This is a genomic window from Kitasatospora sp. MBT63 (genome assembly GCF_000710465.2).
GTDB lineage: Bacteria > Actinomycetota > Actinomycetes > Streptomycetales > Streptomycetaceae > Kitasatospora.
Genome location: NZ_JAIZ01000792.1, coordinates 9,839 through 13,566 on the forward strand (window position 1 = coordinate 9,839; position 3,728 = coordinate 13,566).

Consider the following 3,728-nt stretch of genomic DNA (forward strand, 5'->3'; position numbering starts at 1 on the left):
GGGGACGGAGAGACGATGGAGACGCCGCCCGTCCCAAGGAGGTCCCGCCGTGACAGCAGAGCGCACCTCCCAGGGCGGCCCGGACGCGAACGGCCGGGACCCCGGCGTCCCACCCGTCCCGCTGGAGCCCGGCGGCCTGCTGGACGTGCTCAGCGTCGCCGCCGTCCTGCTCGACGCCGAGGGCCGGATCGTGCTGTGGAGCCCGCAGGCCCGGCGCCTGTTCGGCTGGAGCGCCGAGGAGGCGCTCGGCCGCCAGGCCGCCGGGCTGCTGGTCGCCGAACAGGACGTCGGCCTGGTGCGCAAGCTGTTCGCGGACGTGATGCGCGGCGGTGGCGCCTGGGCGGGCGTCTTCCCGGTACGGCACAAGGACGGCAGCATCCGCCCGGTGGAGTTCCGCAACATGCGGCTGCGCAACCGCCAGGGCGAGGTGTTCGCGCTCGGCATCGCCGCCGACGAGTCCACCGTCCGCGGCGTCGAACGCGACCTCGCGCTCTCCGCCCGGCTGGTCGCCCAGTCCCCGATCGGCCTCGCCGTCCTGGACAGCTCACTGCGGTACGTCCTGGTCAACCCCGCCCTGGAGCGGATCAACGGCCTGCCCGCCGAACGCCACCTCGGCCACGGCGTCCGGGAGGCGCTGCCCCTGCTCGACGCCGAACGGATCGAGACCGCGATGCGGCAGGTGATGGCCACGGGCACCCCGCTGCTCAACCTCGTCGCCGTCGGACGGACCCTCGCCGACCCCGACCACGACCACGCCTGGTCGGTCTCCTACTTCCGGCTCGAGGGCCCGGGCGGCCGCATCCTGGGCCTGGCGACCTCGGTGATCGACGTCAGCGAACAGCACCGGCTCACCGCCGAGGCCGCCGCCGCCCGCCGCCGGCTGGCCGTGATCGCCCGTGCCTCCGCCCGGATCGGCTCCACCCTCGACCTCGACACCACCGCCCGGGAGCTGTCCGAGGTGGTGGTGCCCGAACTGGCCGACCTCGCCGCCGTCGACGTCCTCGACGCCGTCCTCCCCGATCCGCTGCCCGCCCCCGCGGCCCCCGGCGGACACCCCGCCGCCTTCCGGGCGTTGGCCCTGGCCGCCGCCCACCCCTCGGAGCAGGTCAGGACCGCCGTCCGGGCGGCCGACCCGACCGGCACCCTCGCCCTGTACCCCGCCGACCGGCTGGTGGCCCGCTGCGCCGCCGCCGGGGAGCCCGTCCTGGTCGCCCGGGTCACCCCCGCCGACCTGGCCCGGATCGCCCGCGACGAACAGGCCGCCGCCGTCCTCGCCGAGGCGGGCCTGCACTCCTACCTGGCCGTCCCGCTGATCGCCCGCGGCGAGGTGCTCGGCGCCCTCGACCTCAAACGCCTGCGCAACACCGCGCCCTTCGACCAGGACGACGTCCTGCTCGCCCAGGAACTGGCCTCCCGGGCCGCCGTCTGCATCGACAACGCCCGCTGGTACCAGAACCAGCGGCACGCCGCGCTCACCCTCCAGCGCCACCTGCTGCCCCGCCGCCGCCCGCAGGCCGAAGGACTCGAGATCGCCTACCGGTACCAGCCCAAGGGCACCGCCGGCGAGGTCGGCGGCGACTGGTTCGACGCCATCGCGCAGGACCACGGCTGCTCCGCGCTGGTGGTCGGCGACGTCATGGGCAGCGGCATCACCGCCGCCGCCACCATGGGCCAACTGCGCACCGCCACCCGCACCCTGACCGGCCTCGCCCTCGACCCCGCCGAGGTCCTGACCCACCTGGACCGGACCACCGACGAACTCGACGAGTCCATCGCCACCTGCGTGTACGCCGTCTACGACCCCCACGCCCTGCACTGCCGGATCGCGCTGGCCGGCCACCCGCCACCCGTCCTGGTCCGCCGCGGCGCACCCCCGGTCCTGCTGGAGCTGCCCACCGGCGCACCGCTCGGGGTCGGCGGCGTCCCGTTCGAGTCCACCGGCATCGACCTGGCACCCGGCGACCGCCTGGTGCTCTACACCGACGGCCTGGTGGAGACCAGGGACGACTCCCTCGACGACCGCCTGGACCGCCTCCTGCACCTGCTCGCCGACCGGCAGCCGTCCCTGGAGGCGACCTGCGACCGGCTGCTGGCCGAGCTGCGCGACCCGGCCGGCGGCGACGACGTCGCCCTGCTGATCGCCGAGGTGACACCCCGCCGGCCGGGCCCGACGGCCTGACCCGCCCGCCACCCGCCCGTCAGCCGGTCCGTGCCGCCACCGCGTCCGCCTCCCGGGCCAGCGCCACCAGGGCGTGCCCGCGCCCGTCCCCGGCCCGTACGGCCGCGCCCGGGGGTGGGCCGCGCCGTAGGATGACCGGTGTGGCGCCCGGCCGTTCGGATCCCGCCGACGGCCCGGGGACAGCGGCCCCATCCGGTGACGACGGTGGTGCGTATGGCGCGTTTGATCAGGCAGAACGGCCCCGGCGCGATGGCCCGGCCGGCCGTCGGCGCCCGGTAGCGCCCGGACGGGACGACGATGGCCGACGAGGTCGGCATCCGGCTGCTCGGCGGACTGCGGCTGACGGTCGGCGGCCACGAGGTGCAGCCCGGGGTGTGGCGCCTGCGCAAGGCCAGGACGGTGCTGAAGCTGCTGGCGCTGGCCCCCGACCACCGGCTGCACCGCGACCTGCTGTACGAACAGCTGTGGCCCGGTCTCGACCCGCCCGCCGCCGCCAACAACCTGCACCAGGTGCTGCACGCCGTCCGCCGCGGTCTGGCCACCGCCGGTGACCCCGGGGACGTGGTCACGCTCCGCGACGACCTGGTGGTGCTCGGCCCGGACGGCGTCCGGGTGGACCTCGACGAGTTCGATGCGGCGGCCCGGCTCGCCTCGGCCGGCGGCGGCGCCGGGCACTACCGGACCGCCCTCGCGCTCGCCGACCACGAACTGCTGCCCGAGGACGCCTACGAGCCGTGGGCCCAGCAGGCCCGCGGCGCCCTGGAGGTCCGCCGCGCCGCCCTGCGGCTCGGACTCGGCGAGGCGCTGGAGCGCGAGGGCCGCACCGCCGAGGCGGTGGAGGTGCTGCGGGCGCTGACCGCCGACGAGGAGCTGAACGAACCCGCCCACCGCGCCCTGATGCGTGCCTTCGCGGCCGAGGGGCGGCGCGGTGAGGCGCTGGCGACGTACGAGCGCCTGCGGGACGGGCTGCGGCGGGACGGCGGACCCGACCCGGACCCGCGCACCCGGGAGCTGTACCGCGGGCTGCTGGCGGGCTCGGTCGAGGAACCCGCCGGACCCGGCGCCGCCGGTACGGACCCCCGACCCCGGCACCGCAGCAACCTGCCCGCCCAGCTGACCAGCTTCGTCGGCCGGGAACGGGAACTCGCCGAGGTGGGGGAACTGCTCGGGCGCAGCCGGCTGCTGACCCTGACCGGCCCCGGCGGCTGCGGCAAGACCAGGCTCGCGCTGGCTGTCGCGGCCGCCCGCCTGGACACCTTCCGGGACGGCGGCTGGCTGGTCGACCTCGCCGCGCTCACCGACCCCCGATCCGTCCCGGACGCGGTAGCCTCCGTGCTCGGCCTCCAACTGGCCTCCGACCGCCGGGCGCAGGCCGCGCTCGCCGCGCAACTCGGCGGGCGGGAGCTGCTGCTGGTCCTCGACAACTGCGAGCACCTGGTCGAGGCGTGCGCCGCCCTGGTCGCCGAGGTGCTGCCGCACTGCCCGGGGGTGGTGGTGCTGGCCACCAGCCGTGAGCCGCTGCAGAGTTACGGCGAACGGACCTGGCGGG

Annotated in this window: 2 protein-coding genes; both read left to right on the forward strand. The window is 76.6% G+C overall.

Annotated features, from left to right (window positions below; genetic code table 11):
• The first annotated feature begins 121 nt into the window (after positions 1-121).
• Entirely contained in the window at positions 122-2,179 is a 2,058-nt protein-coding gene (locus tag AA75_RS41280) for a SpoIIE family protein phosphatase (RefSeq protein WP_051814318.1), read from the forward strand.
• Between the two features lie 297 nt (positions 2,180-2,476).
• Positions 2,477-3,728 (forward strand): BTAD domain-containing putative transcriptional regulator (locus tag AA75_RS41285; protein WP_304441523.1); only part of this gene is annotated, 1,252 nt, incomplete at its 3' end.